Source organism: Methylobacterium sp. E-046 (assembly GCF_022829625.1).
Lineage (GTDB): Bacteria > Pseudomonadota > Alphaproteobacteria > Rhizobiales > Beijerinckiaceae > Methylobacterium > Methylobacterium longum.
In genome coordinates, this window is the sequence record NZ_JAKSYP010000160.1 from 13,742 (window position 1) to 39,595 (window position 25,854).

Sequence of the window (25,854 nt, forward strand, 5' to 3'; positions counted from 1 at the left end):
TCGTGGCCCCCTTCGCGGCCCCCTTCGCGCTCCGGCCCCTCAGGGTGCGGGGATCTTGGCGGGAGGACCGGCCCGATGAGCGCACTCACCGCCTTCGCCCTCCTGCGCCCCTGGTGGTTCCTGGCGATTCCCGCGGTCGTCCTGCTGGGCCTGCGCGCCGCGTGGCGCTCGGCGCCGCTGGGCGACTGGGCGCGGGCCGTGGACCCGGCGCTGATGGCCCATCTCGCCCGCGCCGGCGCGGTGCTGGGCGGGCGGCGGCAGGCGAACCTCGCCGCCGCGCTGGCGGCCGGGCTGATCGCCCTCGCGCTCACCGGCCCGGCCGTGGAGCGGGCGGACGGGCGGACCTTCCGCAACCTCGACGAGACCGTGATCGTCGTCGACCTGTCCCGCTCGGTCACGGAGGGCGGCAGCCTCCAGGGCGTCCGGCAGGCCGCCGCCGCCGTCGCCGAGGCCGCCGGCACCCGGGCGGTCGCCCTCGTGGTCTACGCGGGCGACGCCTACCTCGCCGCCTCCCCCACCACCGACCGCGACAGCCTCGGCACCACCCTGTTCGCGCTGGACGCCGACACGGTGCCGGACCGCGGCTCCCACCCCGAGCGCGGGCTGGCGCTGGCCCGCCGCACCCTGGCGGAGGCCAACGTGGTGGCGGCCGACGTGGTGCTGATCAGTGACGGCGACGGCATCGGCGAGGCCGCCAACCGCGAGGCCCGCGCCATCGCCGAGCACGGCTGGCGGCTCCAGGCCCTGTTCGTCCCGGCCGACAAGCCGCTGCCCCCCGGCGCGCCCAAGCCCGACCGGACCGCCCTCGACGCCCTTGCCCGGGCCGGCGGTGGCACAGCCGCCGACATCGCGACGCCGGGCCCGGTGCTCGACGCGGTCGGCGCCGGTCTGGCGCAGCACCTCGCGGCGGGCGGCTACGGCGTCCTGGCCTACGCGGATCTCGGGCGCTGGCTGCTGCTGCTGGCGGCCCTGCCGGCCCTGGTCCTGTTCCGCAGGAGCGCATGATGAGGAGCGCGTGATGCGGCTCACCCTCCCCGATACGGGCTTCGCCGCCCCGCTCCGGGCCGGCCTGCCGCCGCGCTGGCGGCGCCGCGCGCGGATCGCCGGCCTGGCGCTCGCCGGCGTCGGCCTCCTGGCGCTGCTCACCGTCTCGCAGCCCCGCACCGGCTTCGGGCGCCTGCTGATGGGTCTCGGCCTGCCGGGACTCGCCGCCGACGTCTTCGTCGATCCGGCCTGGCGCGCCGCCGCGCTCTACGAGGCCGGCCGCTACGACGCGGCGATCGCGCTGTTCCGCACCGGCGGGCGGCGCGCGAGCTACAATCTCGGCAACGCCCTCGCGAGGGCGGGCGACCTCGACGGGGCGCTCGCGGCCTACGACGAGGCCCTGCGCTTCAACCCCCGCGACGCCGACGCGCAGGCCAACCGCTCGCTGATCGCCCGGATGCAGGCCGAGGTGATCGACCGCGGGCCCGGCGGCGGCATCGCCAACGGCACGGCCCAGTACGGCGCCCGCTACAACAACACCGCCAACCAGGATCAGAACAACGACATCAACGCCGCCTCCAGCGGCGAGGGTCTGGCCGGCAACAAGGAGTCCAACGCCAGCGCGTCGCTGCCCGGCAACAGCAAGGTCGCCCGCCGCGGCAAGGCCGAGCAGCAGTCGATCGACGCCGGCAAGGGCCAGGCCCGCGGCTCCGCGGGCGACGCGGCGGGTCGCGGCCGGACCGGCGGCGGCGCCGCCATGGTGGCCGAGGCCCCCGAGCGGGAGGTCCGCCGGGTGACCAAGAGCTTCGAGGCCCACGAGATCCGCCCGGACCGGCTCTGGCTCCAGACCCTGCCGGACGATCCCGGCCGCTATCTCAAGCTGCGCCTGCGCGCCGAGCAGACCCGCCGGGTCGAGGCCGGCACCGCGATTCCAGCCGGGAGCAACCCGTGGTGACTGTGTCCGGGATGCCCGAGAGGCGCGCCCTCGTCCTCATCCTCCTCGCTCCCCTGCTCGCTCCCCTGCCCGCCCGCGCCGAGGTCGAGCCCGGCGACCTCACCCTGACGGTGACGGCCGAGCTGAACGGCAACAGCGCGCCCTTCTCCCGCGAGATGGTGCTCTTGAAGATCCACGGGGTCTACAAGCAGCCGATCCTGCTGGAGGAGGTGGTGCAGCCCTCCCTCGCCAATTTCTCCTGGACGCAGCTCGGCCGCGACCACTGGAGCCGGACCAAGCTCCCCGACGGCCAGAGCGCCATCGCGTTCGACCGCACCGTGGCGGTGTTCCCGCACCATGCCGGGCAGTTCACCATCGAGCCGTTCACCCACAAGCTGACCGTCAACGATGTCGGCGAGCGGCGGGTGGTCGAGGTGCGCTCGAAGCCGATCCCCTTCCCGGTCGCGCCCTGGACCGAGCCCGCCGGCGGCCCGGACGCCAAGGAGCCCTGGTGGCTGCCCGCCAAGGACGTCGCCATCACGGATTCCTGGAGCCCGGACCCCGAGACCATCAAGATCGGCGAGACCGCCCGCCGGATCGTCACCCTGGAGGCGCAGGGCATGGTGGCCGAGGGGCTGCCGCCGCGGCCGGTGATGCGCACCCGCGGCATCATCACCTTCGCGGGGCCCGTCACCCGCGAGACCCTGCTGACGCCCTCGGGCCCCGTGGCCCGCGCCACCTATCAGTGGGACGTGAAGCCCGGCGTCCCGGAGATCATCCCCCTCGACGCCATCGCGATCCCCTGGTTCGACACCAGCACCCGCACGATGCGGGAGACCGAGATCCCGGCCCGGCAGATCGGCGGCGGCCTGCCCGATCAGGAGACCGACCGGGCGCCGCCCCCGGTCCCCTCGCCGCTCGTGACCGCCGCCGCGGCCCTCGCGGCCTTCGGGCTCGGACTAGCCCTGATCGGCTTCGGCCTCGGCCGGCCGTCCTTACGCCTCTCGGGACCGAACCGGCGCGCCCTGCGGGCGGCGGCCCGCACGGGCGATCCGGCCCGGTTCCGCGCGGTTCTGGACGCCGCGATGCGGGAGGCCCCGGACCTCGTCCGGATCTGGCGGGCGCGACCCGGCCTCGCGGCGTCCTTCGCGGCCCTCGACCGGGCGGTGTTCGGCGCGTCCGGCGCCCCCGTCCCGGACCTGCCGGCCCTGGCCCGGTCCCTGTCGCGCCCCGAACGCGTCGCCGGCCCGGCTCCGGGCACGGGCCGTCTCGCCCCCCTCGACGGTCCGGTCGGCTGACCCCGGCGACGGGCACGGGCCGCACGGACTCGGCGGCGGGTGATCGGCGGCTGTGGTCGGCGGCGGTGGTCGGCGGCTTGCGGACGCGCCGCCGGGAGCGGCCCGCCGCAGGGCGGCTTGGGCTGACGATCCCGACGGCGACGGCCCCTCGATGCCGGGGACCCCACGAGCCCGGCCGGACGGAGCCTGCCGGTGGGCCTCGCGCGAGGCCGACCCACCGGATGATCGCCGTTGCACAGTTCGTGAGCAAGTATTATTCCTGTGCAACGGCTCAAGTTTCGAGCAGGCATCAATATTTTGCACGATATTGCATCGTCTGATCTGCCTCCGTAGGTTCACAATGTCCGGGCGACAAAGCATCGGGCAGAACCATCAGGGAGGCGCGCGATGGCACACGTGAACGAGGTCAAGGACAGGTTCCGCGCGCGGCTGCAGGAGGCCGATGCCCGCAGCAACGATTTCCGCAAGAAGCTCCTGGAGGACGGCGCCCGGGCGCTGGAGCCGGTCGTCGGCGTGCTGCACCTCATGGCCGAGGTCCTCAACGAGGAGGACAACGTCCACGGCAGCATCACCGGCCTCGAGGCCAAGATCGACCAGGACAACTTCATCAGCCTCTGCGCGCAGCTGCGCGGCACCGAGTCGGAGCAGAAGATCAAGATCAAGTACGGGCCCGAACTCGGCGGCAGCAACTACATCTCGGTCTCGGGCCTGAACCAGCGCTACAACGAGCGCCTCGTGCCCGGAGCGGCGAGCTGCGCCGTCGGCCGGACGGTCGGCAGCGACATCCAGCTCGACGAGCACCGGGGCGACGAGCTGGCCGAGGTGGTGCGCGAGGTCATCGAGGATTTCTACGCCGCCCAGATCGAGCAGCGCAGCCACTTCGCCTTCGCGCGCTGATCCGGCGGGATCGCGGGCGAGCCGGAAAACCCGTTTCCCCCGTCGCGCATCCTGCGCTATCCCTGTCCGCGATGGGGATGGAGCTCCCCGACAACCGCCCGGCAATCCCGTGCCGGGCTGATGGCTCCTACCGCACGGGCGCGCCTGACGCCGTCCGCGGTGGGGCCGTGCGCCGAGCCGCGACGTGACGCAGCCGCCCGACCGAACAGGAAGGGCAGGCATGATCAACACCCTCATCGTCATCCTCGGCGCCGGGCTCGGCGGCGGGACCCGCCACGGGATCAACGTCGCGGTGGCGCGGCTGCTGCCCGGCCTCGGCTTCCCCCTCGCCACGCTGATCATCAACGTGCTGGGCTCGTTCCTGATGGGCGTGCTCGCGGAGGGTTTTGCCCTGCGGGGCGCCGCCGGCCATCCGGCCCGGCTATTCCTGACCACCGGGATCCTCGGCGGCTTCACGACCTTCTCGACCTTCTCCCTCGACGCGATCAGCCTGTACGAGCGCGGCGAGCCGGCCGCGGCCGCGGGCTACGTCGTCGCCTCGGTGGCGGCCGGCCTGGTCGGCCTCGTGGCGGGCCTCGCGCTGGTGCGGGCGATCCTGAGCGGGGGGTGAAACGTTCCGGTTCGCGGGGACCGGTCCTGCCGAGACTCCGCCCTCAATCGGCGATGAACTTGAGCCGGTGGTCGCGGTACAGGTCGACGATCGCCGCCGCGGTCTCCTCGATCGAGCGGCGGGTCACGTCGATCGTCGGCCAGCGGTTCCGGGTGAACAGCCGGCGCGACATCGTGATCTCGTCGGCCACCGCCGAGCGGTCGACGTAGAGGGAGGATTCGTCGGCGTTGAGGCTGGAGAGCCGGTTCTGCCGGATCTGCACGATCCGCTCCGGTGAGGCGAACAGCCCGACGACCAGGGGCTTGCGGGCGCGCTCGATCGCCGGCGGCAGCGGCATGCCCGGCACCAGCGGCAGGTTGGTGGTCTTGAGGCCGCGATTGGCGAGGTAGATCGAGGTCGGCGTCTTCGAGGTCCGGCTGACGCCCAGCAGGATCACGTCGGCCTCCTCCAGATCCTCCGGCAGGTTGCCGTCGTCGTGGGCCAGCGTGAAGTTCATCGCGTCGATGCGCTTGAAGTACTCGGCGTTCAGCATGTGCTGGGCGCCGGGTCGGGCCGTGGTCTCGGCGCCGAGATAGGCGCGCAGCAGGTCGTGGACCGGCCGCAGCACCGACAGGCAGGGGGATCCGGTCTCCCGGGCAACCTCCTCCAGCCGCTCGCCGAGGTCACCGCCCACCAGGGTGTAGAGGACGAGGCCCGGCGCCGCCCGGATCTCGGAGATCACCCGGTCGAGCTGCGCGGCCGAGCGCACCAGAGGGTAGACGTGCTCGATCGCCGAGACGCCCTCGTACTGGGCGGCCGCGGCGCGCCCGACATTGATCAGCGTCTCGCCGGTGGAGTCGGAGACGAGGTGCAGGTGGAAGTAGCTGCGGCCCATTCTGGTCGCCTTTGCGGTCGCCGTTGGCGGGGCCCACGTTGTCCACCGCCGGCCGCCAGGGGAGTCGATGAGTGTGGATAGGATGCCCGACCGGGCCGGTCCAGGGCGATTCCGTTGCGCGCTATCGACTCCGCCGTTCACAGGCAGACGGTCGGGACGCGCAGAATCCGGCCCGCTGGGAGAATCCGGGACGCATCCGGGGCCCGCACTGGACTCGGCGCCGCCAAGCCGCTGTCGGACTTGGCCGTTCTCACAAGATGAAGCGAATCCTTTAAAGCCCCGTTAACGGCGCGGCGCCGGGGACCGCCTGTGGACGCTTTTGCGCTCCCGCGATTCGCCCCCCCAATAGAAAAAACAGAGTCCTAGAATCTCTCTTTTCTTTTCGAAGGGGCCTGTGTGGGGATCGTCGCGCTTCGACTCGACAGGAGGCGCGCCGACGGGCATGCGGGATGACGGATACGGGATGGGAACGACGATGACGGGGACGCAGCGCGAGTCCGAGCGGAAGCCGTCCGAGCGGAAGGTGCTGCGCGTCCTCGAAGGGGACGCGGTCGGACCGCCCCCCGCCTGGATGATGCGTCAGGCCGGGCGCTACCTGCCGGAATACCGGGCGACCCGGGCCGAGGCCGGCTCGTTTCTCGACCTCTGCTACAGCCCGGATTTCGCCGTCGAGGTGACGCTCCAGCCGATCCGGCGCTTCGGCTTCGACGCCGCGATCCTGTTCTCGGACATCCTCGTCATCCCCCACGCGCTCGGGCAGGACGTGCGCTTCGTGGAGGGCGAGGGGCCACGCCTCGACCCCCTCGACGGCCGCGCGGCCTACGGACGGCTGCGCGAGGCCGGCGATCCGGCCGTGATGACGCATCTCGCCCCGGTCTTCGAGACGGTGACGCGGCTGCGCGCGGAATTACCGGGCGAGACCACGCTGCTCGGCTTCTGCGGCGCCCCCTGGACGGTGGCGAGCTACATGATCGGCGGGCGCGGCACCCCGGACCTCGCCCCCGCGCGGGCGCTGGCCGAGGGCGACACCGCGCTGGTGGACGCCCTGATCGACCGCCTCGTCACGGTGCAGACCGACTACCTCGTGCGCCAGCTCGAGGCCGGCGCCGACGCCGTGCAGATCTTCGAGTCCCATGCCGGCACCCTGCCACGCGCCCTGCCGGCCTCCGGCGGCCCGGTCGAGCCCGTGGGCGACGTCGCCGAGAGCGCGCTGCCGGACGCGCCCGCTGCGGATGCCCTCACCCGCTGGTCCCTGCGGCCGATCGCCCGGATGGTGGCGGGCGTCCGCGCCCGGGTGCCGGGCGCCAAGATCATCGTGTTCGCCCGCGGCTCGGGGCTCGACGGCCACGCCCGGGTGGTGCCCGAGACCGGCGCCGACGCGGTCGGGGTCGATTGGGGCGTGGACCTGAAGGCCCTGCGGGCCGCGGTCCCGCCCACCATGGTGACGCAGGGCAACCTGCATCCCGAGACGCTGATCGAAGGCGGCGCCGCCCTGGACGCGGCGGTCGATACCGTGCTGGCGGCGACCGCCGGCCTGCCGCACATCTTCAACCTCGGCCACGGCATCACGCCGCAGACGCCGGTGGCCCATGTCGAGCGGATGCTCGCGCGGCTGCGCGGGCAGGGCTGAGGCGGGACGCGTGCTGTACGACTGGATCAAGGCCGGCCACGTCATCAGCCTGATCGCCTGGATGGCCGGCATGCTCTACCTGCCCCGGCTGTTCGTCTATCACGCGAGCCTGCCGCCCGGCTCGGAGCCGCAGGCCGCGACCTTCAAGGTGATGGAGCGCCGCCTGCTCAAGGCGATCATGACCCCGGCGCTGATCGCCACCTGGGCGTTCGGGCTGGCGCTCGCCGGGATGAGCGGCTTCTACGCGAGCCCCTGGCTGCAGGCGAAGTTCGTGCTGGTGCTCGCGATGTCGGGCATCCACGGCTGGCTCGCCCGGATGGTCAAGGATTTCGCCGCCGACCGGAACACCCGCGGGCACCGGTTCTACCGGGTGCTCAACGAGGTGCCGACGCTGCTGATGATCGGCATCGTCATCCTGGCGATCGTCAAGCCGGGCTCCTGAGCCCGGGATCCCGGGCCGGTTCACCACGCCGCGGCGGCGCGCGGAGCCTTTCGCCGGCCGGACCGTTCTGAGGCCATGTCGAAGTCGTTCCCCGCCGTCCTGGTCCTGACCGCCCTGGCGTTCGGACCCTGCGCGCAGGCCGCGAGCTTCCCGTGCGACAGGGCCGAGGCGGCCGACGAGAAGGCCGTGTGCGCACACCGGCCCCTCAACGACCGGGACGTCGAGATGGCGACCCGGTTCGAGATCCTGAAGGCCGTTCTGCCGATGGGCGGCCAGACCAAGCTGCGCGATGACCAGGAGGCGTGGCTGACGGAGCGCCGGACCTGCGGCGGCGACGTCGCCTGCCTCACCGGGGTGTACGACACGCGGCTGAAGGTGCTGCGCGGGGTCTTGGCGGAGTTCGCCAAGCAGGGGCCGCAGTAGTTCGAGCGGCCGGTCCAGGGCCCCGAACGCGGACGACGGCCGGAACATGCCGATGCCGTCGGCCGGCGCCGGCCGCGAACCCCTAGCGCGCGCCCGCCCTCCGCCCCCGGATATCGGCCCTCACAACCGCGCCAGCAGCCGCTCCGCCAGGGGGTTCTCGGCCGCGAAGGCGTAGTCCACGCGCCGCACCGTCACGGCCCGGGCGCCGGCCTGGACCAGGGCTCCCGCGAGGTCGAACACCGCGCCCTCCGGGCAGCGCAGGACGATCTCGCCCTCCGCGCCCTTCGGCGCGCCGTAGGGCAACTCGGCCTCGTGCAGGCCCGCGATGGTGGCGAGGTCGATCGTGCCGCTCTCCGGCAGGGCGGCGCGCACCTCCCGGGTGGTCCGGGCGCGCTCCTCGGCGGCGATGCGGCCGAGCACGGTGCGCAGGGCCGCCCGCTGGCCCTCGCCCCAGGGCGCCTTCAGCGAGGCGACGAGGTTCGCCTCCGAGCGCAGGATGATGCCGTCGTCCAGCACCTTCAGGGCGTTGGCGCTGAGGGTGGCGCCCGTGGTGGTGATGTCGACCACGATCTCGGCCGAGCCCGCCGCCGGCGCCCCCTCGGTGGCGCCCAGGCTCTCGACGATCCGGTAGTCGGCCACGCCCTTCTCGGCGAAGAACCGGCGGGTCAGGTTCACGTACTTGGTGGCCACGCGCAGGCGCCGCCCGTGGCGGGTGCGCATGCCGGCCGCGACCTCGTCGAGGTCGGACATGTCGCGCACGTCGATCCAGGCCTGGGGCACCGCCACCACCACGGTGGCGTTGCCGAAGCCCAGCGGCGTCAGCAGCTCGACCTGGCCGCGCACGTCCGGCAGGGTCTCGCGGATCAGGTCCTCGCCGGTGACACCGAGATGGGCGGCGCCCGAGGCGAGCTGCGCGGCGATCTCGGAGGCCGAGAGGTAGCGCACCTCGACGTCGGGCACGCCCAGCAGCTTGCCGCGGTAGTCGCGGGCGCCCGCGCCTTGAGCGAGCTTGAGGCCCGCGCGGCCGAAGAACGCGCTGGCATTCTCCTGCAGGCGGCCCTTCGACGGGACGGCGAGGATCAGCGGCAGGGTGGTCGCGTCCGAAGCACTCATCGGCCGGCTCCCGCCACGCGCTCGATCCAGAAGGTGCAGCCCACCGCGGGCAGCGGGACGGGGCTGCCGAGATGGCCGAGCAGGCCGTCGTAGCGGCCGCCGCCGACCAGGATCGGGCCCGCTTCTTCGGTCACCTCGAAGATGAAGCCGGTGTAGTAGTCGAGGTTGCGGGCGAAGCCGCCCTGGAAGCGGAACCGCTCGATCGGCAGGCCGCGGGCCGCGATGAAGCCGGTGCGCTCCTCGAACAGGTCGAGGGCGGCCGAGAGGGCGTCGTGGCGGATCTGCGCGTCGGCGACCAGCGCCCGCAGGTCGCGGGCGGCCGCGTCCGGATGGCCGGCGATCACCCGGTAGCGGTCGAGGATCGCGCGGTTCTCGGCGTTGAGCCCAGCCCCGCCATGGGCCTGTGCGGAGGCCTTGGCGAGGAAGCGCTCGGCAATCTCGCCGGCGCTGCGCCCGCCCACCGCCGAGATGCCGGCGATCGCCAGCACGTCCTCCACGAAGGCGCGCACGCCCCGCGGGTCCTGGCCCTGGATCGCCGCCAGCAGGCCCGCATGGGGATCCTCGGGACGGGTCCCTTCGGCGCCGTTGGTGACGGCATCGAGCGAGCGCCCGGCCGCCAGCGCCCGGAGCGTCCGGCGCTTGGCGGCGGGCGGGACCGCGAGGCCGTCGAGGAGCGCCACGGTCAGGCCCATGTCGCCGAGCCGCACCGCCGGGTCGGTCCGGCCGAACAGCGCGAGGCCTTCCAGGGCGAGACCCAGCACCTCGGCGTCGGCCGCCGGCGTGTCGGTGCGCCCGATCGACTCGATCCCGGCCTGGAAGAACTCGTCGGGCTCGTCGGCGGCGAGCCGGAAGACCGGGCCGCAATAGCTGTAATCCGCCGCCCGTCCGTCGGACTCCGCGCGGTGCAGGCGGCAGACCGGAATGGTGAATTCGGGCCGCAGGCACAATTCGGCCCCGCCCGCGTCCTGGGTGACGAAGATCCGCCGGCGGATATCCTCGCCCGACAGTTCGAGGAACGGCTCCAGCGGCTGCAGCACCGGCGGCGTCACCGGCCGGTAGCCGGCCGCCGCCAGATGCGCGAGCAGCCGCGTGCGCGCCGCGTCCCCCGCCCCCGTCTCTCCCGCCTCCGGTCGTGTCATCGCAATCCACCTCGCGGGCGCTCTGTAGCAACCGCGACCGGGCTTGGCGACCGGGTTGGCGACCGGGTTGGCGACCGGGCTTGGCGACCGAGCTTGGCGACGCCGTCGGTCGACCCGAACGGCATCGGCTTCCTCTCCACGGACGCAGCGCCGCGATCCCGGCGGGGCGATCTCGGTGAGCGCGGCGCCACCCGGGCCGGCCCGGCCGCTGGGCCGCGGCCGTCGACCTGCTCCGCGTCCCCGTCGCGGATCGTCTACCCGGTGGATACCGCAAATACAGGGTCGGTTTCGTCGTCGGACATCGTGTCGTGTCAGGACCCTTCCGAGGCCTGATCCCTCGGCGCGATGCAGAGGCGGCGCCTGAAATCTCAGGACGGATCGAAGACGCGGCCGATTGCGTCCGGAGCGATGCCGGATCCATCATGGCGTAACCGGATCGTCCGGCGACGGAGTGGGGACAAGGCTGCGATGCGGCGGCGCGCTTCTCGGGCCGTGGGCCGGCCGCGATGCACCGGGCTGTGCGCCGCGCTGATCACGCTCCTCGCCGCCGCCCCCCGCCGCGCGGCCGATCTCCTGCACCGGACGCCTGAGATCGCGGCATTCCGCGCGGCGACGCTGCTGCGGATGCTGGCGGACCTGCTGGCCGGTGAGGCGCCCCGGGGGCTCGGCGTGCCGCCGCTGGGCCCGCGCGCCCGCCTCGTCGTGCTGGCCGGTGACGACACCACCCTGGCGAACCTGTCGGGCGCCCTCGGTCTGGGCTGGTCGCTCCCGGGGCAGCCGGATCCCACGCCCCCCGGCGCCGCCCTCGCCTTCGAGCTCTGGCGCAACACCGAGACCGGCGCGCGGACGGTCCGGGTCCGGATCTACGCCCAGACCCTCGACCAGCTGCGGTCCGCCCGGGTGCTCGGCCCCCTCGATCCGCCGGTGACGTTGCCGCTGGCGATCGGGATCTGCCGGGCGCGGGAGGGTGCGTGCGGCGTGGAAACCTTCGCGACCAACCTCTGCGCCGCCGTGCCGCCCGTCTGCGTCCGATAGCGCCCGCGCGGAGCCGGCCCCGGACGAGGGCGCGGGCTGGAGACCGGCCGTCTCGGCCCTCCTCCGGATACGTCGCGATGCGTCCGGATGCGTCCGGAGGCCGGACAGGTTCTCAGAGGGGTCGGATGCTGCCGAGCCGGGCCCCGCGGGGCCGACGTGCCGGCTTGCGCCGTGTGAGGGAGGCGAGTGCGGGGGCGCCCGCGACGCCGGCGCTGAGGACGGGGGCACTGCCGGTGCCCGGCGTGGCGGCCGCGACGGCGCTCGGCAGGGGACCGGGGACCGGACGGGCCGCCGAGGCCGGCGCCGCGCAGGCGAGGACCAGCCCGGCCGACAGGATCAGGATCTTGGTGCGCATCCCCGGATCTCCCTGCCGACGGCGTCGCGGCATCGACCGGGATCAACGCCGTCGAGGCCGCGGCGTTTCAACCGGCCGTGGATGTGAAATGCCGGGCCAGCACGGCGCGGACCTGCGCCACCAGATCGGCCTCGGGACAGGAGATCTGCGCCGGCCGCGCGGCCTTCCACTCGGCGTTGCTGGCGATGGACTCGGCTGCCCGGGCACCCTCGATCAGGTCCTTGATCTGGACCTCGCCGGCCAGCCGCTCGTTCGAGCCCTGGATCACCGCCACCGGGGCGCGGCGGCGGTCGGCATACTTCATCTGCGCCTTCATGCCGGCGGCGCCGAGATAGAGCTCGGCCCGGATGCCGTCGGCCCGCAGCAGCGCCACCAGCCGCTGGTAATCGGTCATGTTCTCCCGGTCGAGGACCAGCACCACGACGGGCCCGGGCGTCTCGGCACCGGCGAGCAGCGGGCTGCCGACGAGCTGCAGCGCCGAGAACAGCCGCGAGACGCCGATCGAGAAGCCGGTGGCCGGCACCGGCTCGGCCCGGAACCGCCCGACGAGGCCGTCGTAGCGGCCACCGCCGGCCACCGAGCCGAAGCGCACGGTCTGGCCGTCCTCGTTGGTGACGGGAAACGTCAGCTCGGCCTCGTAGACCGGGCCGGTATAGTACTCGAGCCCGCGCACCACGCTCGGATCGGCCCGGATCACGTCGTGGCCGTAGCCGGCGGCGGCGCAGAGCCGCATGATCGCGTGCAATTCGGCGATGCCCTCGCGGCCGGTCTCGGACGCGCCGACCGCGTCGTGCCAGCCCGCGAAGAACTTCTCCCAGAACGCCATCTTGTCGGCGCCGTCCCCGGCATCGGCCTGGAACGACACGTAGGCGAGGATCCGGCCGATCGCCGCCGCGTCGAGGCCCGCGCCCCGGGTGAAGTCGCCGCTCTCGTCCTTGCGGCCGGCGCCGAGCAAGTCGCGCACCCCGTCGACGCCCAGCCGGTCGAGCTTGTCGATGGCGCGCAGGACCGTCAGGCGCTGGCCGGCCTTGTCGGCGCCGGCGAGCCCGATCGCCTCCATGACGCCGTCGAGCACCTTGCGGTTGTTGACCTTGACGACGTACTGCCCGCCGAGCCCGAGGCGGTTCAGCGTGTCGGCCATCAGCATGCAGGTCTCGGCGTCGGCCGCCACCGATCCGGCGCCGACGATGTCGGCGTCGAACTGCATGAACTGGCGGAACCGGCCCGGCCCCGGCTTCTCGTTGCGGAAGACGTAGCCGGCCCGGTAGCTGCGATAGGGCTTCGGCAGCGCGTCGTAGTTCTCGGCCACGAACCGGGCCAGCGGCGCCGTGAGGTCGTAGCGCAGGCTCAGCCACGCCTCGTCGTCGTCCTGGAACGAGAACACGCCCGCATTCGGACGGTCGAGGTCGGGCAGGAACTTGCCCAAAGCTTCGGTGTACTCGACGAAGGGCGTCTCCAGGGCCTCGAAACCGTAGAGTTCGAAGCTCCTGCGAATCGTCTCCAGCATCCGTGCCTGCGCGGCGATCTCGCCGGCGCGCCGGTCGACGAAGCCGCGCGGCAGGCGGGGCTTCAGGGTCTCGGCCTTCTCGGCCCGGGGGGTATCGGCCTTGGACATGGGTGCGCGTTCGCTTCTCGCGGACCCGGATTCCGGGTCCGGCATCGGATCTTGAATCGTCTCCGGCGGGCGGAGATCCTGGGGCCGGGCTCTAGAGCATGCCGCGCGAAAGGGGAATTCGGTTTCCGGCTGCCCGATGCGAGGCTGGCCCGGTGCGAGGCCGCCTCCCCGATCGGGTCCGGCTCCGCTCGACCGTGTCGTTCCGGAGCGCCGCCGGGGGTCCGGACCGACGGCCCGCGGGCGGGATCCGTCAGTACGGCGCCGTCAGCTTGAGCCAGAGCAGGGCCGCGAGGCTCACGACGGCGATCGGCATCTGCAGGGGGCGCAGGCGCGCATGGGCGAGCGGCACCTCGCCGGCCCGCGCGGCGATCGGGTCGAGGATGCCGATGAGGGCGTAGCCGAGGATCAGCATGGCGAGCGCCGGCACCGCCTTACCCATCACCGCCGCGAACAGGCTGGCGAGCCCGAGGACGTACAGGATCAGCATGGTCACGATCTGCGAGACCTGCGGGCCGCCCTCGGTCCGGAAGCTAACGCCCCGGTGCACGCCCGCCAGGAACAGCAGGATCGAGGCGGCGTACAGCAGGGTGAACAGCGCCACCAAGTAGTCGAGGGGCTGCCCGTTCAGCCACCACGCCCCCGCGGCGCCGACCGCGATCGGGACCATGGGCCCGAAGCCGAAGACGACGTCGAGCCAGGGGATCCGGCGCGGCTCGTGCGCGGTGAGGGTGCGTCCGGTGGCGTCGTCGCGCATGGCGTTCAGGCAGGCTCTCGTGGGATGTTCGGGCGGATTTCTGTTGCGCTGCGGCGCCGGCACGGTGAACGGCCCCGCGCCGGCACGGTTCCGAACCGGGGCCGGCGGCGCCGCGGGCGTCGCCCCGGCCGACCCGCCGGGAAGTCCCGGGCCCGCCGATCCTGACGCCTTGAACTTGCCGAACGCTTGCGCCGCCGCAAGCCCCCTTGAGTACGGTGAGGAAACGCGTTATTTCTGTCCCGCCCTCATCACAAGGTCTGCGCCACAGCGCGCCCGTGAGCCACGAGGGTCCTGCCAAAACGGTTTCGCCAACCTGATCCTCGGGCCCCTCGCCGCAGCGCGGCCCGTCCTTCGGCGCCCGTCCCCCGGGCGCATGGCACAGAACCGGCCCTCCCACCTTCTCCGTCGGTTGCAAGACACTCCATGACGCAAAACCCCGACGCCCTCGCCGACGACATCGAGACCGCGGAGCCGGCTGAAATGCCCGCCGCCCTCGTGGGCGTCCGCGAGGTCAAGCTCCAGGACCTCAAGTCCAAGACGCCCACCGACCTCACGGCCTTCGCCGAGGAGGTCGAGGTCGAGAACGCCTCGACCATGCGCAAGCAGGAGCTGATGTTCGCCATCCTGAAGCAGCTCGCTGCCAAGGAGGTCGAGATCATCGGTTCGGGCACCGTCGAGGTGCTGCAGGACGGCTTCGGCTTCCTGCGCTCCTCCGACTCGAACTACCTGCCCGGTCCGGACGACATCTACATCTCGCCGACTCAGATCCGCCGCTTCGGCCTGCGCACCGGCGACACGGTCGAGGGTCCGATCCGCGGCCCCAAGGACGGCGAGCGCTACTTCGCGCTTCTGAAGGTCAACACGATCAACTTCGAGAATCCGGAGAAGATCAAGCACAAGGTCCATTTCGACAACCTGACGCCGCTCTTCCCCACGAAGCGGTTCAAGCTCGAGCTCGAGAATCCGACCAAGAAGGATTTCTCGCCCCGGATCATCGACATCGTCTCGCCGATCGGCAAGGGCCAGCGCGCCCTGATCGTGGCGCCGCCGCGCACGGGCAAGACCGTGCTGATGCAGAACATCGCCCAGTCGATCACCCTGAACCATCCCGAGTGCTACCTGATCGTGCTGCTCATCGACGAGCGGCCCGAGGAGGTCACCGACATGCAGCGCTCGGTGAAGGGCGAGGTCATCGCCTCGACCTTCGACGAGCCGGCCACCCGCCACGTGCAGGTCGCCGAGATGGTCATCGAGAAGGCCAAGCGCCTCGTGGAGCACGGGCGCGACGTCGTCATCCTGCTCGACTCGATCACACGGCTGGGCCGCGCCTACAACACCGTGGTGCCGTCCTCCGGCAAGGTGCTCACCGGCGGCGTCGACGCCAACGCCCTGCAGCGGCCCAAGCGCTTCTTCGGCGCCGCCCGCAACATCGAGGAGGGCGGCTCGCTCTCGATCATCGCCACCGCGCTCATCGACACCGGCTCGCGCATGGACGAGGTGATCTTCGAGGAGTTCAAGGGCACCGGCAACTCCGAGATCATCCTGGACCGCAAGGTCTCCGACAAGCGCATCTTCCCAGCGATCGACATCACCCGCTCGGGCACCCGCAAGGAGGAGCTGCTGGTCCCGCCGGACGCCCTCAAGAAGACCTACGTGCTGCGCCGCATCCTCAACCCGATGGGCGTCACCGACGCGATCGAGTTCCTCCTCGACAAGCTGCGCCAGACCAAGAGCAACGGCGACTTCTTCGACTCGATGAACACCTGAGGCGACGCCACGGGTATCCCGGCCGCCCGCCGCATCCGGGGTCCGCACGTCGGCGGACCTCGCGGGAGAGCTCCGGGGATCGCCGGGCCGGCCGGTGCCTCTGCCCGTGTCCCGCCGCGGCACAGTTGCGCCCCGCCGCCCGGCGCGGCCGTTGACCGTCCTCTAACCGGTCCCTGCCAGGATCATCACCGGGCGCCAGGTTGCGTATCGGCCCCGCGACAGCCCCGCCGGCCGGTCGAACCCGGCGGTGGGGCTCGTCGCAGCCCCCGCGTCCGGGGCGGCCGCCGACTTGCGCCCGACGCCGGATCCGTGACACTGGCGCGATGCCCCGCTCGCCCTGGATCGGCCCGGACCCGCTCCTCCTCGCCTCCACCAGCCCGACCCGGCGCCTTCTTCTGGAGAGCGCCGCCCTGCCGGTCGAGACCGCCGCCCCCGACGTGGACGAGCGCGCCCTGGAGGCGCAGTGCGCCGGCCTGTCCCCGGCCGACCTCGCCCTGACCCTGGCCCGCGCCAAGGCCCGCGCGGTGGCGGCCCGGTTCCCCGGGCGGCTGGTGGTCGGCGCCGACCAAGTGCTCGCTCTCGACGGCACCGTGTTCCACAAGCCGGAAGACGCCGCCTCGGCCCGGGCGCAGCTCGCCCGGCTCGCCGGCCGGACCCACACCCTGCACGCCGCTGTGGCGCTGGCCGGTCCGGTCACGGACGCCTTCGTGGAGACCGCGCGGCTGACCCTGCGCCCCCTCGATGACCGGGCCATCGCGGCCTATGTGGACTGCGCCGGCGCGGACCGGGTGCGGTCGAGCGTCGGCGGCTATCAGCTCGAAGGGCCGGGGATCCACCTGTTCGAATCGGTCGCGGGCGACCACAGCACCGTCCTGGGCCTGCCGCTGCTGCCGCTCCTCGCGCGGCTCCGCGCCGCCGGGCGTCTGGATTTCTGAGGGAGCACCGCCTTGGCGGGACACGACCACGCGCATGGCGGCCCTGCTCGGGGCAGCCCCGGGCCCGGGAGCCATTCCCACGGGGGACACGGCGGGCATGGGGGGCACGGGGGACACGCCCACGGCGGCCACGCGCACGCGCCGAAGGATTTCGGCGCGGCCTTCGCCATCGGCATCGGGCTGAACACCGCCTTCGTGGTGGTGGAGGCCGTCTACGGCTATCTCAGCAATTCCATGTCGCTCGTGGCCGATGCCGGCCATAACCTCTCGGACGTACTGGGCCTCGCCGCCGCCTGGATCGCCGCGATCCTGGTCCGGCGGCGCGCCACCGCGCGCTTCACCTACGGCTACCGGGGCTCCTCGATCCTGGCCGCCCTGTTCAACGCGGTGTTCCTGCTGATCGCCATGGGTGCGGTGATCTGGGAGGCCCTGGTCCGGCTGGTCCATCCCGAGCCCGTGGCGGGCACGACCGTGATGGTGGTGGCCGCCATCGGGATCCTGGTCAACGGCCTGACCGCGTGGCTCTTCGCCAGCGGCGCCAAGGGCGACATCAACGTCCGCGGCGCCTTCCTGCACATGATGGCCGACGCCGCGGTCTCGGCCGGGGTCGTGGTGGCGGGCCTCGTGATCCAGCTGACCGGCCTCGCCTGGCTCGACCCCGCGGTCAGCCTCGTCATCGCCGCCCTCGTCGTCTGGGCGACCTGGGGACTCCTGCGCGACAGCGTGGCGATGTCCCTCGATGCGGTGCCGCCGGAGATCTCCCCGGAGGCGGTCACCGGCTTCCTGCGCGACCGGCCCGGCGTCGCCGACCTCCACGACCTGCATATCTGGCCGATGAGCACCACCAGCATCGCCCTCACCGTCCACCTCGTGATGGAAGAGGGCCATCAGGCGCACCGGACGCCCGGCAACGGCTTCCTGAACGAGACGGCGGACGGCCTGCGCGCGCGCTTCGGCATCGGCCACGCCACGGTGCAGATCGAGGAGGCCGGCGGCCCGGCCTGCCGCCTCGCGACGGCGTGCGCGGCATGAGCGCCGCCGCGCCGCCCCGCGCCTTCGTGGTCGGCCACCCGATCGCCCATTCGCGCTCGCCGCTGATCCACGGCCACTGGCTCGCCGCGCACGGGATTCCCGGCTCCTACGAGCGCCTGGACGTGGCGCCCGAGGCGTTTCCGGACTTCGTCCGCGGCCTGCCGGCCTCCGGCTACCGGGGCGGCAACGTCACCCTCCCCCACAAGGAAGCGGCCTTCGCGCTCGCCGACACCCTGACGGCGCGGGCCGAGAGGATCGGGGCCGTGAACACCCTGGTGGTCGAGCCGGACGGCCGGATCCGCGGCGACAACACCGACGCGCCGGGCTTCTGCGCCCATCTCGACCAGGCCCTGGGGGCGGACTGGCCGGCGCGGGGCACGGCCGTGGTCCTGGGGGCCGGCGGGGCGGCGCGCGCCATCGTGGCCGGCCTCGCCGAGCGCGGCGTGCCGCGCATCCTGGTGGCCAACCGCACCCCGGCCCGGGCCGAGGCGGTCGCGGCGCTCGCGCCGGGCATCGGCGCGGCGCTGGCCTGGGACGACCTGCCGTCGGCGCTGGAGGCGGCCGGGCTCCTCGTCAACACCACGTCGCTCGGCATGAAGGGCCAGCCGCCCCTCGACCTCGACCTCGCGCCCCTGCCGGCCCGGGCCGCGGTGGCCGACATCGTCTACGCGCCGCTGGAGACGGCCCTGCTGGCCGCCGCGCGGGAACGGGGCCTCGCCGCCGCGGACGGGCTGGGGATGCTGCTGCACCAGGCGGTGCCGGGCTTCGAGGCCTGGTTCGGGCTGCGCCCGACCGTGACCCCAGCCCTGCGCGACCGGATCGTGGCGGATCTCGCCCCATGAGGCCGAAGGCCGGTTCCGGACCCGTCGTGCTCGGGCTCACCGGCTCGATCGGCATGGGCAAGTCGGCCACCGCGGCGATGTTCGCGCGGCTCGGCGTCCCGGTCCACGATGCGGATGCGGCCGTGCACGCCCTCTACGGGCCGGGCGGTGCGGCCGCGGCGGCGATCGGGGAGGCCTTCCCGGGCGTGCGCGACGCGGAGGGCGGCGTCGACCGGACGCGCCTGCGCGCCGCCGTGCTGGGCGCCCCCGACCGGATGGCGGTCCTCGAGAGACTCGTCCACCCGCTGGTCCGGGCGGCCAGCACGGCGTTCCTGGCCCGGCACGCGGACGCGCCCCTGGTCGTCCTCGACATCCCGCTCCTCTACGAGACCGGCGGCGAGGGCCGCTGCGACGCGGTCGCGGTGGTGAGCGCGCCGCCGGACGTCCAGCGCGCCCGGGTGCTCGCCCGCCCCGGCATGGACGAGGCGGCCTTCGCGGCGATCCTCGCCAAGCAGATGCCCGATGCCGAGAAGCGCGCCCGGGCGGATTTCGTGATCGACACGAGCCGGGGTTTTCCCGCTGCCGAGGCCGCGGTGGCGGGGATCGTCGCCCGGCTGACGGAGGGGGGTGCGCCGACGCACCGGGCGGACGGATGACACGGCCGCACGGCCGCATATCTGCGGGTGCCGGTCGCGCGGGCGCGAACCGGCCACGGGGTGGACGCGATGGGACGGCGGTTCGGAATGGTCGATCGGACCGGGCGCGCCGGAATCCTGGCGGTGACGGCCCTGCTCGGAACGACACCGGCGCAGGCCCCGTACGCCGCGTCCTGTCCGCCGCCCCTGAAGCTGGCCGCCGGCGCCTGCCTGGCCGCCTGCCCGGCCGGCTACGCGGATCAGGGCCGCGTCTGCCTCTACCGCAACAGCTCGCGCTGAGGGGCACGGGAGCTTAACCACGCCGGCCTATCCGGGTAGGATCCGCCCCCCATCTGCGAGCCGCGAGACCCATGCTGCGCGAGATCGTCCTCGACACCGAGACCACCGGCACCGAGGCGAAGGGGGGCGACCGGCTGATCGAGATCGGCGCGGTGGAGCTCCTCAACCACATCCCGACGGGCCGGACCTTCCACCGCTACTGCAACCCTCAGCGCGCCGTCTCCGAGGGCGCGTTCAACGTCCACGGCCTGTCCGACGCGTTCCTGTCCGACAAGCCGCCCTTCGCCGACATCGTGGGCGAACTCCTGGCCTTCCTCGCCGACGGGCGCCTCGTCATCCACAACGCGCCCTTCGACGTCGGCTTCCTCAACATGGAATACGCGCGGCTCGGGGCGAACGCCCCCCCGCCAATCCGGCTGGAGGACGTGGTCGACACGCTGCCCATGGCCCGGCGCAAGCACCCGGGGGCGGCCAACAATCTCGACGCCCTCTGCAACCGCTACGGCATCGACAACACCCGGCGCACCAAGCACGGGGCGCTCCTCGACGCGCAGATCCTGGCGGAGGTCTATGTCGAGTTGCTCGGCGGCAAGCAGACCAGCCTCGGCCTCACGGCGGCGGCGACCGCGGCCCCGGCGGCGGGGTCGTCCGGCCGCGAGGCGGCCCCGGCGATGTCCCGACCCTACCGGAGCCGCCTGACCGAGGCGGAGCGCGCCCGCCACGACGGCTTCCGGGCGAGCCTCGGTCCCGCCGCGATCTGGTCCGAGTATATCGGCGCGGACGATCCCGCCTGACCGGTCCGCGCCCGAGGGCGTTGCCGCATCGCACATCGGCGTTTATTGCAATGCACAATAGGTTGTCGGCGCTCCCACCCGCCGGGTGGTGACGCCGAGGCACGCGGCGGCACCGGCGAGCCGGTCCCGCCCGCGGCAGGAATGCTGAGGCAACGAGGCGCGCACGCATGGCCGAGAATTTCGGGACTCGCGACAGGGACAACGAGGCCCAGGACGGCATATCCCGCGGCGGGTCGCCCCTCGCCGACATGATCGAGGCCACCCGCCTCACCGGCCTCGGCCGCCTGGAGGAGGCGACCGCCCTGATCCAGCGCAGCCTCGGCGGCCACAGGGCGGCCCCGCCGGCGGCTCCCGCCCGCAGCGACGAGACCCGGGCCGATACAGGGGCCGAAACACGGGCCGAGACCTCCCGCGGCGCGGCTGAGTCGGGGACGCGGGTGCGCGAGGTGGTCGGCCACGTGGTGCGCGGCCTCGCGCCGGTGCTGAAGGGCCTCGGCAGCCCCCGGCGCCCGTCCGCGCCCCCCGGTGAGCGGAAGCGCCCCGCCGGCAGCCAGTTCGTGGCTCTGAGCCACGCCGAGACCGCCGGCACCCGCGAGTACAAGCTGTTCATCCCGAGCCATCCGGAGGCGCGGGCGCCGCTGATCGTCATGCTGCACGGCTGCACGCAGAACCCGGACGATTTCGCCGCCGGCACCGGCATGAACGAACTGGCCGAGCGCGCGGGCGTGTATGTCGCCTATCCGGCGCAGAGCCGTCAGGCCCACGCCCAGCGCTGCTGGAACTGGTACGAGCCCCGCGACCAGGCCCGGGGATCGGGCGAGGCGGCGATTATCGCGGGCCTCACCCACGCGATCGTGGCGGAGCACCCGATCGACCCAGCACGGGTCTACATCGCCGGCCTGTCGGCCGGCGGCGCGGCCGCCCTCAACATCGCCCGGGCCTATCCCGACCTCTACGCCGCCGTGGGCGTCCATTCGGGCCTCGCCGCCGGCTGCGCCCGCGACCTGGGCTCGGCGCTGATGGCCATGCAGGTCGGCGCGCCGGGCCTCGGCGCCGCGACCGCCTTCGGGGCGCCGGCCGCGGCGATCCGGGTGCCCACCATCATCGTCCACGGCGAGGATGACGGTACGGTGAGCGTGCGCAACGCCGACCAGGTGCTGGCGCAGGCCAACGTCGCGGACCTGACCGCGCGGTCCGAGACCATCGAGGGCCGCGGCCACCCCTTCACCCGCACCCGCTACCGGGATGCCTCCGGGCGCGTCGTCGTCGAGGATTGGCGGGTGCGCGGCGCCGGCCATGCCTGGTCGGGCGGCCACCCCGAGGGCAGCTATACGGACCGCGAGGGGCCCGACGCCTCCCGCGCCATGCTCGACTTCTTCGCCGAGCACCGGCTGGGCCCGCAGCGCCGATAAAGGGTTCCCCAGGGGCAAGCCCTCCGGCGGGCCGCCGGGGCGGGCTCGGGCTTCAGCGCGCCGTGCCCGCTTGCAGGGCGCCGCCCCGCACCCCCACAAGGTCCCGGACCTTCAGAAACCACGATTTCCACGGACCATCATGACCGCGATCCCGACCCTCGACGGCCTCTCGAACGTCGCCGACCGGTACGACCTGATCCTCTGCGATGTCTGGGGCGTGCTGCACGATGGCCAGAAGGCGCACGAACCCGCCGGCGCGGCGCTGATCCGCTTCCGCGGCCTGTCGGGAGACCGGCCGCGCCGGGTGATCCTCGTCTCGAACGCCCCGCGGCCCGGCGACGGCGTGGGGCGCATCCTCGACCGGTTCGGCGTGCCGCGGGAGGCCTACGACGCGATCCTGACCTCGGGCGACCTCACCCGCGGCCTGATCGCCCAGCGCCCCGGCGCCCGGATCCGGCATCTCGGGCCGGAGCGCGACCTCGGCATCTTCCAGGACCTCGACCTCAGCCTCGTCCCCGAGGGGGAGGCCGACCTCGTGGTCTGCACCGGGCTGTTCGACGACCGCAGCGAGACCGAGGAGGATTACCGCGAGGAACTCACGCGCTGCGCCACCCGGGGGCTGCCGATGATCTGCGCCAACCCCGACCTCGTGGTCGAGAGCGGCGACCGGCTGATCCCCTGCGCGGGCCTCCTCGCGGCCGCCTACGCGGAGATCGGCGGCACCGTCGTCTATGCCGGCAAACCGCACCGCCCGGTCTACGAGGCGGCCCTCGGCAAGGGGGCGGACCTGACCGGCGCCCCGGTGGACCCGACCCGGGTCCTGGCGATCGGCGACGCGATCCGCACCGACATCGCGGGCGCCAGCGGCTTCGGCATCGCGAGCCTCCTGGTGGCGCGGGGCATCCACGCGGGGGAACTCGGCGTCACCGCCGCGCATCACCGGCTCGGCGACGTGGCGGAATGGCTCGGCCGGCAGGCGGTGCACCCGGACGCGGTGATCGAGCGGCTGGTCTGGTAGGCACCGGCGCCGCACGATCCGGTGAATGCACGCATCGGGTCGAACAGGTCTGGCCCTCGGAGCGGTCCGTCGGCCACGCGAGCCCCGATACGAGGGGCCGCCCGGTTCAAGGATCGGACGCCTGCATACGCCCCGTGACCCCACGGCGATGGCCGAGAGCCTGCGCTCGCCGCCCGGCGGATCGCCGTCGCCCACAGGGACAGCCCGGGATGCGGGGCCCGCCAGCTCGGCTGGCGGGCCTGGAACATCCTTGCGGCGGAGGGCTCGCGGCGCGACGACCACGAGACGGGCTTCGATCCGCGGGTCGACTGCGCGCTCATCCGGTACAGGGCCGACGTCGCGGCGCCGGTTCCGGCCCGGCGGGGATCCGGCATCGGGCCGCTGACGCAGCCGTTCCTTCGTAGAGTGACCGTCGTAGGGTGACCTTCGGCCCGGCGGTCGGGATCGCCGGGCCGATCCACCGGCGCCGACACCGCCCGCGCCGGCGTAGCGCGGGCGCCAAGCCGCCGATCTCATCACCGGAAGCGGACCTATGACCGAGCCTGTATCCACCGCCGCCCATGCCCGGACCATCCTGGCCGCGCACGAGCATCGGCGCCCGATCCCGCCGCTGACCGGCTGGGATCCGGCCCTCGACCTGCCGGCCGCCTACCGGGTGGCCGCGGAGGTCCGGCGGCTGCGGGAGGCGCGGGGCGAGCGTCCGGCGGGCCGCAAGATCGGCTTCACCAACACGACGATCTGGGAGCGGTACGGCGTCGGCGCCCCGATCTGGGGCCACGTCTACGACACGACCCTGCGTGACCGGGACGCCCTGACGGGGCCGGTGGCGCTCGCCGCCTTCGTGGAACCCCGGATCGAGCCGGAGATCGTGTTCGGCCTCGCCCGCGCGCCGGAGCCCGGCCTGGACGCGGCGGCCCTGCTCGCGTGCTGCGACTGGGTGGCGAGCGGCTTCGAGATCGTGCAGTCGCTCTATCCCGGCTGGCGCTTCGCGGCCCCCGACACCGTCGCGGCCTTCGGGCTGCACGGGATGCTGGTGGTCGGCGAGCGCGTGCCCGTCGCCCGGGCGGACCCGCGGGCCTGGATCGGCGGCCTTGAGAGCTTCACGGCCGATCTCCTGTGCGACGGCGCCGTGGCGGATCGTGGCGGCGGCCGCAACGTCATGGGGACCGGGCCCCTGGCCGCCCTCGCCCACCTCGTCGATGTGCTGGCTAACGATCCGGCTGCGCCGCCGCTCGCCGCCGGCGAGGTCGTCACCACCGGCACCCTCACCGACGCGCTGCCGGTCGCCGCCGGCCAGGTGTGGCGCCTGCGGCTCGCGGGCCTGCCGCTGCCCGGCCTCGACCTCGCCCTGATCTGAACGACCCGCCCGGATCGCCGGGCCGGAACCCTGCGGATTTCCGGACCGGTTCGGGAACTCGGGCATTGGTAATGGTTAGCCGACATGCCAGATGCTGAGACATGCCCGGACGCCTGCGGAGACGCTACACGACCTTCCTCGTTTCCGTCACGGCGGGACGATCCCGCAGCCAGGGCACCACGGTCTACGCGGTCATGATGCCGGGGGCCGAGGAGGCGCTGGAGGCGGTCCGCGCGCGCGCCGACCCGGGCGCCACCGTGGCCATCGTGGGCAGCCTCTCCACCCGGATCGCCAAGGCCCTCAAGCTGAAGCCCGACGAGCCGCGCGCGGTGTAGGGCGGCCCGGGACCGGCCGCCCCGGTCCCGCGGCCGGAAGCCCCGGTCCCGGGCCGGAAGCCCCTGGCCCGGGCTCAATCCACCGCCAGCCGGTAGCCCACGCCCCGCACGGTCTGCAGGAAGACGGGGTTCGCGGGATCGACCTCGGTCTTGCGGCGCAGGCGGTTGATCTGCACGTCGACGGTGCGCTCCGCCGCCGCGCCGCCGCTGCCGGCGAGCTGCTCGCGCTCGACATTGGCGCCGCCCGCCATCGCCAGGACGGTCAGGATCTCGCGCTCGCGCTCGGTGATGCGGATCAGCTCGTCGTCCCGGCGCAGCTCGCCCCGGTCGATCCGGTACGCGAACGGACCGAAGGTCACGGATTCGGCGCCCGCCGCCCGGGGGCGCACGCCGCGCTTGATGATGTTGTTGAGCCGGAGGGTCAGCTCCCGCGGCTCGAAGGGCTTGGGCAGGTAATCGTCCGCGCCGATCTCCAGGCCCATCACCCGGTCGTTGGTGTTGGAGCGGGCCGTGAGCATCAGGATCGGCACCCGGGAGGTCTCGCGCACGCTGCGGGCGTAGTCGAAGCCGTTCTCGCCCGGCATCATTACGTCGAGCACCATCGCGTCGAACACCACGCTCTGGGCCCGCGCCCGCGCCTCCGCGGCGCTCGCCGCCGTGGTGACCCGGAAGCCCTGGTCGGTGAGGTAGCGGGCGAGCAGCTCCCGCAGCCGGCGGTCGTCGTCGACCACCAGGACGTGCGGGGCCTCGTCGGGCAGCTCCGCCCGGACGGGGATCGTCACGCGCCGCTCCCGCGCCGCGCCATCAGGCGTTGGACCGCCGGGCGGTCCTCCGGCTCGATCATGGCCATCAGGAAATCCTCCGGCGAGCCCCGTGCGTCCGGGGCGGCCAGCGCCCGCGCGAGGCGACGGGCCTGGACGCGGGTGAGGTCGGCGGCCAGCCCCGCGCCGGCCTCCGTGCAGTAGAGCAGGCGCTGGCGCCGGTCGCTGGCGCCGGGCTTCTGCGCCACGTAGCCCTGGCCGATCAGGTCCTTGAGGACCCGGTTCAGGCTCTGCTTGGTGATGCGCAGGATGTCGAGGAGTTCGGCGATGGTCAGGCCCGGATAGCGGTCGACGAAGTGCAGCACCCGGTGGTGCGCCCGGCCGAAGCCGTAATCCGCCAGGATCCGGTCCGGATCGCCCACGAAGTCGCGGTAGGCGAAGAACAGGAGCTCGATCAGGTCGTCGCTGCCGAGGGTGGCCGGCGCGGCGACCGGGACGGGTTTGGCCGCGAAGGACTCCTCGTGCGGGGCTGTCCGTGTCACGGCGCGGCCGCTCCCAACGTGATAGGTCAGTTTCGGTGACGT

28 protein-coding genes and 1 riboswitch are annotated in these 25,854 nt (G+C 73.4%); of the genes, 20 read left to right on the forward strand and 8 right to left on the reverse strand.

The window, feature by feature from the left end; all coding sequences use genetic code 11:
• Positions 1–75 precede the first annotated feature (75 nt).
• The 5 genes from MKK82_RS14105 to crcB all read left to right on the forward strand — a co-directional run bounded on the left by MKK82_RS14105 (position 76) and on the right by crcB (position 4,723).
• A complete protein-coding gene (locus MKK82_RS14105) occupies positions 76–1,005 on the forward strand; it encodes a VWA domain-containing protein (RefSeq protein WP_238289317.1) in 930 nt (309 codons plus the stop codon).
• A gap of 13 nt (positions 1,006–1,018) precedes the next feature.
• The gene (locus MKK82_RS14110; protein WP_238289319.1) at positions 1,019–1,939 is read left to right on the forward strand and encodes a tetratricopeptide repeat protein; all 921 of its coding nucleotides are present in this window, start codon (positions 1,019–1,021) and stop codon (positions 1,937–1,939) included.
• A gap of 11 nt (positions 1,940–1,950) precedes the next feature.
• Positions 1,951–3,216 (forward strand): hypothetical protein, encoded by a 1,266-nt coding sequence (locus MKK82_RS14115; RefSeq protein ID WP_238289509.1) that lies wholly within the window; start codon positions 1,951–1,953, stop codon positions 3,214–3,216.
• A gap of 387 nt (positions 3,217–3,603) precedes the next feature.
• Complete coding sequence (locus tag MKK82_RS14120; protein WP_238289321.1) at positions 3,604–4,113, forward strand: hypothetical protein; 510 nt, start codon at positions 3,604–3,606, stop codon at positions 4,111–4,113.
• A gap of 64 nt (positions 4,114–4,177) precedes the next feature.
• Positions 4,178–4,250: riboswitch (Fluoride riboswitch) on the forward strand.
• An 83-nt stretch (positions 4,251–4,333) separates the two neighbouring features.
• Complete coding sequence (gene crcB / locus MKK82_RS14125) at positions 4,334–4,723, forward strand: fluoride efflux transporter CrcB (protein WP_238289324.1); 390 nt, start codon at positions 4,334–4,336, stop codon at positions 4,721–4,723.
• 43 nt (positions 4,724–4,766) lie between these two features.
• Here the strand turns inward: crcB and MKK82_RS14130 are convergent, their stop codons facing one another.
• A complete protein-coding gene (locus tag MKK82_RS14130) occupies positions 4,767–5,597 on the reverse strand; it encodes a pyruvate, water dikinase regulatory protein (protein WP_238289326.1) in 831 nt (276 codons plus the stop codon).
• Between the two features lie 463 nt (positions 5,598–6,060).
• Here MKK82_RS14130 and MKK82_RS14135 point away from each other — a divergent pair, with 463 nt between their 5' ends.
• From MKK82_RS14135 to MKK82_RS14145, 3 genes are all read left to right on the forward strand, one after another.
• Positions 6,061–7,227, forward strand: a complete 1,167-nt coding sequence (locus tag MKK82_RS14135) for a uroporphyrinogen decarboxylase (protein WP_238289328.1) — start codon at positions 6,061–6,063, stop codon at positions 7,225–7,227.
• A gap of 10 nt (positions 7,228–7,237) precedes the next feature.
• Positions 7,238–7,669: a protoporphyrinogen oxidase HemJ gene (gene hemJ, locus MKK82_RS14140; protein ID WP_238289330.1), complete on the forward strand. Its 432-nt coding sequence runs from the start codon at positions 7,238–7,240 to the stop codon at positions 7,667–7,669.
• Positions 7,670–7,744: 75 nt separating this feature from the next.
• Positions 7,745–8,092, forward strand: coding sequence for a lysozyme inhibitor LprI family protein (locus MKK82_RS14145; RefSeq protein ID WP_238289332.1), 348 nt, complete (start codon positions 7,745–7,747; stop codon positions 8,090–8,092).
• Positions 8,093–8,212: 120 nt separating this feature from the next.
• On the opposite strand, the gene hisG is transcribed toward MKK82_RS14145, so the two are convergent.
• Together hisG and MKK82_RS14155 are read right to left on the reverse strand one after the other, a co-directional pair.
• A complete protein-coding gene (gene hisG / locus MKK82_RS14150) occupies positions 8,213–9,205 on the reverse strand; it encodes an ATP phosphoribosyltransferase (RefSeq protein ID WP_238289334.1) in 993 nt (330 codons plus the stop codon).
• Positions 9,202–10,344: an ATP phosphoribosyltransferase regulatory subunit gene (locus MKK82_RS14155; RefSeq protein WP_238289336.1), complete on the reverse strand. Its 1,143-nt coding sequence runs from the start codon at positions 10,342–10,344 to the stop codon at positions 9,202–9,204. The genes hisG and MKK82_RS14155 overlap by 4 nt, the downstream gene beginning before the upstream one ends.
• A gap of 468 nt (positions 10,345–10,812) precedes the next feature.
• Between MKK82_RS14155 and MKK82_RS14160 the strand changes: the two genes are divergently transcribed.
• Positions 10,813–11,379: a histidine-type phosphatase gene (locus MKK82_RS14160; RefSeq protein WP_238289338.1), complete on the forward strand. Its 567-nt coding sequence runs from the start codon at positions 10,813–10,815 to the stop codon at positions 11,377–11,379.
• A gap of 112 nt (positions 11,380–11,491) precedes the next feature.
• Here MKK82_RS14160 and MKK82_RS14165 read toward each other — a convergent pair whose 3' ends face one another.
• The 3 genes from MKK82_RS14165 to MKK82_RS14175 all read right to left on the reverse strand — a co-directional run bounded on the left by MKK82_RS14165 (position 11,492) and on the right by MKK82_RS14175 (position 14,103).
• Positions 11,492–11,734, reverse strand: coding sequence for a hypothetical protein (locus MKK82_RS14165; protein WP_238289340.1), 243 nt, complete (start codon positions 11,732–11,734; stop codon positions 11,492–11,494).
• Positions 11,735–11,801: 67 nt separating this feature from the next.
• Positions 11,802–13,349, reverse strand: a complete 1,548-nt coding sequence (hisS, locus tag MKK82_RS14170; protein WP_238289342.1) for a histidine--tRNA ligase — start codon at positions 13,347–13,349, stop codon at positions 11,802–11,804.
• A gap of 250 nt (positions 13,350–13,599) precedes the next feature.
• Positions 13,600–14,103 (reverse strand): DUF3429 domain-containing protein, encoded by a 504-nt coding sequence (locus MKK82_RS14175; protein WP_238289512.1) that lies wholly within the window; start codon positions 14,101–14,103, stop codon positions 13,600–13,602.
• A 423-nt stretch (positions 14,104–14,526) separates the two neighbouring features.
• Between MKK82_RS14175 and rho the strand changes: the two genes are divergently transcribed.
• From rho to MKK82_RS14230, 11 genes are all read left to right on the forward strand, one after another.
• Positions 14,527–15,870 carry a transcription termination factor Rho gene (gene rho / locus MKK82_RS14180; RefSeq protein WP_373323345.1) on the forward strand — a complete coding sequence of 448 codons (1,344 nt, stop codon included), beginning with the start codon at positions 14,527–14,529 and terminating at the stop codon, positions 15,868–15,870.
• Between the two features lie 323 nt (positions 15,871–16,193).
• Positions 16,194–16,805 carry a Maf family protein gene (locus MKK82_RS14185; protein WP_238289344.1) on the forward strand — a complete coding sequence of 204 codons (612 nt, stop codon included), beginning with the start codon at positions 16,194–16,196 and terminating at the stop codon, positions 16,803–16,805.
• Between the two features lie 12 nt (positions 16,806–16,817).
• Positions 16,818–17,837, forward strand: coding sequence for a cation diffusion facilitator family transporter (locus MKK82_RS14190; RefSeq protein WP_238289346.1), 1,020 nt, complete (start codon positions 16,818–16,820; stop codon positions 17,835–17,837).
• Positions 17,834–18,679, forward strand: a complete 846-nt coding sequence (locus tag MKK82_RS14195) for a shikimate dehydrogenase (protein ID WP_238289348.1) — start codon at positions 17,834–17,836, stop codon at positions 18,677–18,679. Before MKK82_RS14190 ends, MKK82_RS14195 begins: the two co-directional genes overlap by 4 nt.
• Positions 18,676–19,314, forward strand: coding sequence for a dephospho-CoA kinase (gene coaE, locus MKK82_RS14200; RefSeq protein ID WP_238289350.1), 639 nt, complete (start codon positions 18,676–18,678; stop codon positions 19,312–19,314). Before MKK82_RS14195 ends, coaE begins: the two co-directional genes overlap by 4 nt.
• Before the next feature lie 87 nt (positions 19,315–19,401).
• Positions 19,402–19,593, forward strand: a complete 192-nt coding sequence (locus MKK82_RS14205; RefSeq protein WP_238289352.1) for a hypothetical protein — start codon at positions 19,402–19,404, stop codon at positions 19,591–19,593.
• A gap of 71 nt (positions 19,594–19,664) precedes the next feature.
• Complete coding sequence (gene dnaQ / locus MKK82_RS14210; RefSeq protein ID WP_238289354.1) at positions 19,665–20,387, forward strand: DNA polymerase III subunit epsilon; 723 nt, start codon at positions 19,665–19,667, stop codon at positions 20,385–20,387.
• 167 nt (positions 20,388–20,554) lie between these two features.
• Positions 20,555–21,799 carry an alpha/beta hydrolase family esterase gene (locus MKK82_RS14215; RefSeq protein WP_238289356.1) on the forward strand — a complete coding sequence of 415 codons (1,245 nt, stop codon included), beginning with the start codon at positions 20,555–20,557 and terminating at the stop codon, positions 21,797–21,799.
• Positions 21,800–21,938: 139 nt separating this feature from the next.
• Positions 21,939–22,817 carry a TIGR01459 family HAD-type hydrolase gene (locus MKK82_RS14220; RefSeq protein WP_238289358.1) on the forward strand — a complete coding sequence of 293 codons (879 nt, stop codon included), beginning with the start codon at positions 21,939–21,941 and terminating at the stop codon, positions 22,815–22,817.
• Positions 22,818–23,349: 532 nt separating this feature from the next.
• Positions 23,350–24,174 (forward strand): 2-keto-4-pentenoate hydratase, encoded by an 825-nt coding sequence (locus MKK82_RS14225; protein WP_238289359.1) that lies wholly within the window; start codon positions 23,350–23,352, stop codon positions 24,172–24,174.
• 101 nt (positions 24,175–24,275) lie between these two features.
• On the forward strand, positions 24,276–24,509 hold the full coding sequence (locus MKK82_RS14230) for a hypothetical protein (protein WP_238289361.1): 234 nt from the start codon (positions 24,276–24,278) through the stop codon (positions 24,507–24,509).
• A gap of 74 nt (positions 24,510–24,583) precedes the next feature.
• On the opposite strand, the gene MKK82_RS14235 is transcribed toward MKK82_RS14230, so the two are convergent.
• Both MKK82_RS14235 and MKK82_RS14240 read right to left on the reverse strand, forming a co-directional pair.
• Entirely contained in the window at positions 24,584–25,291 is a 708-nt protein-coding gene (locus MKK82_RS14235) for a response regulator (RefSeq protein WP_238289363.1), read from the reverse strand.
• Positions 25,288–25,812: a MarR family winged helix-turn-helix transcriptional regulator gene (locus MKK82_RS14240; protein ID WP_243986085.1), complete on the reverse strand. Its 525-nt coding sequence runs from the start codon at positions 25,810–25,812 to the stop codon at positions 25,288–25,290. Before MKK82_RS14240 ends, MKK82_RS14235 begins: the two co-directional genes overlap by 4 nt.
• Between the last annotated feature and the right edge of the window lie 42 nt (positions 25,813–25,854).

Excerpts from the sequence above, each read along its gene's own strand:
- MKK82_RS14105 (WP_238289317.1), top strand. The coding sequence starts at position 76 with ATGAGCGCACTCACCGCCTTCGCCCTCCTGCGCCCCTGGTGGTTCCTG.
- MKK82_RS14110 (WP_238289319.1), top strand. The coding sequence starts at position 1,019 with ATGCGGCTCACCCTCCCCGATACGGGCTTCGCCGCCCCGCTCCGGGCC.
- MKK82_RS14115 (WP_238289509.1), top strand. The coding sequence starts at position 1,951 with ATGCCCGAGAGGCGCGCCCTCGTCCTCATCCTCCTCGCTCCCCTGCTC.
- MKK82_RS14120 (WP_238289321.1), top strand. The coding sequence starts at position 3,604 with ATGGCACACGTGAACGAGGTCAAGGACAGGTTCCGCGCGCGGCTGCAG.
- crcB (WP_238289324.1), top strand. The coding sequence starts at position 4,334 with ATGATCAACACCCTCATCGTCATCCTCGGCGCCGGGCTCGGCGGCGGG.
- MKK82_RS14130 (WP_238289326.1), bottom strand. The coding sequence starts at position 5,597 with ATGGGCCGCAGCTACTTCCACCTGCACCTCGTCTCCGACTCCACCGGC.
- MKK82_RS14135 (WP_238289328.1), top strand. The coding sequence starts at position 6,061 with ATGGGAACGACGATGACGGGGACGCAGCGCGAGTCCGAGCGGAAGCCG.
- MKK82_RS14145 (WP_238289332.1), top strand. The coding sequence starts at position 7,745 with ATGTCGAAGTCGTTCCCCGCCGTCCTGGTCCTGACCGCCCTGGCGTTC.
- hisG (WP_238289334.1), bottom strand. The coding sequence starts at position 9,205 with ATGAGTGCTTCGGACGCGACCACCCTGCCGCTGATCCTCGCCGTCCCG.
- MKK82_RS14155 (WP_238289336.1), bottom strand. The coding sequence starts at position 10,344 with ATGACACGACCGGAGGCGGGAGAGACGGGGGCGGGGGACGCGGCGCGC.
- MKK82_RS14160 (WP_238289338.1), top strand. The coding sequence starts at position 10,813 with ATGCGGCGGCGCGCTTCTCGGGCCGTGGGCCGGCCGCGATGCACCGGG.
- MKK82_RS14165 (WP_238289340.1), bottom strand. The coding sequence starts at position 11,734 with ATGCGCACCAAGATCCTGATCCTGTCGGCCGGGCTGGTCCTCGCCTGC.
- hisS (WP_238289342.1), bottom strand. The coding sequence starts at position 13,349 with ATGTCCAAGGCCGATACCCCCCGGGCCGAGAAGGCCGAGACCCTGAAG.
- MKK82_RS14175 (WP_238289512.1), bottom strand. The coding sequence starts at position 14,103 with ATGCGCGACGACGCCACCGGACGCACCCTCACCGCGCACGAGCCGCGC.
- rho (WP_373323345.1), top strand. The coding sequence starts at position 14,527 with ATGACGCAAAACCCCGACGCCCTCGCCGACGACATCGAGACCGCGGAG.
- MKK82_RS14185 (WP_238289344.1), top strand. The coding sequence starts at position 16,194 with ATGCCCCGCTCGCCCTGGATCGGCCCGGACCCGCTCCTCCTCGCCTCC.
- MKK82_RS14195 (WP_238289348.1), top strand. The coding sequence starts at position 17,834 with ATGAGCGCCGCCGCGCCGCCCCGCGCCTTCGTGGTCGGCCACCCGATC.
- coaE (WP_238289350.1), top strand. The coding sequence starts at position 18,676 with ATGAGGCCGAAGGCCGGTTCCGGACCCGTCGTGCTCGGGCTCACCGGC.
- MKK82_RS14205 (WP_238289352.1), top strand. The coding sequence starts at position 19,402 with ATGGTCGATCGGACCGGGCGCGCCGGAATCCTGGCGGTGACGGCCCTG.
- dnaQ (WP_238289354.1), top strand. The coding sequence starts at position 19,665 with ATGCTGCGCGAGATCGTCCTCGACACCGAGACCACCGGCACCGAGGCG.
- MKK82_RS14215 (WP_238289356.1), top strand. The coding sequence starts at position 20,555 with ATGGCCGAGAATTTCGGGACTCGCGACAGGGACAACGAGGCCCAGGAC.
- MKK82_RS14220 (WP_238289358.1), top strand. The coding sequence starts at position 21,939 with ATGACCGCGATCCCGACCCTCGACGGCCTCTCGAACGTCGCCGACCGG.
- MKK82_RS14225 (WP_238289359.1), top strand. The coding sequence starts at position 23,350 with ATGACCGAGCCTGTATCCACCGCCGCCCATGCCCGGACCATCCTGGCC.
- MKK82_RS14230 (WP_238289361.1), top strand. The coding sequence starts at position 24,276 with ATGCCCGGACGCCTGCGGAGACGCTACACGACCTTCCTCGTTTCCGTC.